We start from the raw sequence: 1,414 nt of genomic DNA, 5'->3' as shown, positions 1-1,414 counted from the left end.
TGAACTTTCCTGAAATAGGTTGACTAAAAATTAATCAATTAATTACAGTCACTTATGAAAACACAAAATGAACACTGGCTAAAAAAAAGCTACCAAAAAGCCACTTTAGAGACCAAACTTTTAGTCGTTGACCAAATCTTAAATGGTCAGATATCCAACAACCAGGCTTCAAAAAAATATGATATTCCTAGAACAACTATTTCCTATTGGTTAAGAAAATACAGTACCTTAGTACAACAAAATACGGGTATGAGTAAAAACGATGAAATTAAAAAGTTAAAGGAAAAGATTGAAGAACTGGAGTTTGTAAAAGACTTTCAGCAAGACATAATCGCTGATATGGAACTTATTACAGGCGTGGATATGTCAAAAAAGTCGTTACCCAAAACATTAGCAAAAGAGATAGAGCGAAAGAAGAAAGACCGTTTAAAAGAAAATGGCTCTATCAATGTTTTGGGATATCTAAACAAGCCTTCTACAAAAGACTCAAAACACAACAAAAAAAAGAAATAGATCATCAAAAAATGATCAAGATGGTTAAAGACTACCGCAAACAAGTAGGCTCGAAAACTGGTGGTATTAAACTACATACGGAACTCAAACAAGACTTTATAAACGCTGATATTAAAATAGGTAGAGACAAGTTCTATCGATTCCTAAGACTAAATAACCTTTTGATTCCTAAAACTAAAAATTACATCACTACAACAAACTCAAACCATATGTACAAAAAATATAAAAACCTGGTGAAAGACCACGTGCCTACTCGGCCAGAACAACTTTGGGTTAGCGATATCACTTACATTAAAACACAATACGGCCATAATTATTTAGCTATTGTTACAGATGCCTATTCTAAGCAAATTATGGGATATAAAATAGATAACCATATGAGAACATCGCTTTGCACAGATGCACTCGCTATGGCTATTAAAAACAGAAAATACCCTGATAAAAAGCTTATCCATCATTCAGATAGAGGGTTTCAATACTGCAATCCTAAATACACAACATTTGCTGAAGAAAACAATATTACAATGAGTATGACTGAACAATACGACCCTTATGAAAACGCTGTTGCTGAACGAATCAACAGAACGCTTAAATATGAATATGGTCTAAAAAAAACCATTAAAAACACTGAATTAGCTCAAAAAATGACTGCGCAAGCTGTATATATTTATAACAATCTAAGAACCCATTTTAGCCTAGATCTCAGAAAACCTGCCGAAGTACATCTGAATCCAAATATCAAATACAAGTCGTATCGGAAAAATAAAGTAAATTTACATGAACTTGCAATTTAAGAACAGAACTAGTTCAAACTATTTTTTTGCCTACTAAACGGCTGAAAAAAATCTTTTGAACGTGGAAATATGAATCAAAAAGAGTCAACCTATTTCAGTATAATACA

2 protein-coding genes are annotated in these 1,414 nt (G+C 32.3%); both read left to right on the top strand.

Annotated elements, in window-relative coordinates; genetic code table 11:
- Positions 1–54 precede the first annotated feature (54 nt).
- Entirely contained in the window at positions 55–513 is a 459-nt protein-coding gene (locus KO504_RS17125) for a helix-turn-helix domain-containing protein (protein WP_092447523.1), read from the top strand.
- On the top strand, positions 459–1,307 hold the full coding sequence (locus tag KO504_RS17120) for an IS3 family transposase (protein WP_354667410.1): 849 nt from the start codon (positions 459–461) through the stop codon (positions 1,305–1,307). Before KO504_RS17125 ends, KO504_RS17120 begins: the two co-directional genes overlap by 55 nt.
- The last annotated feature ends 107 nt before the right edge of the window (positions 1,308–1,414 follow it).

Origin of the sequence: Winogradskyella psychrotolerans (assembly GCF_018860565.1) — a bacterium.
GTDB lineage: Bacteria > Bacteroidota > Bacteroidia > Flavobacteriales > Flavobacteriaceae > Winogradskyella > Winogradskyella damuponensis.
This window is presented reverse-complemented; position numbering and strand designations above follow the sequence as displayed.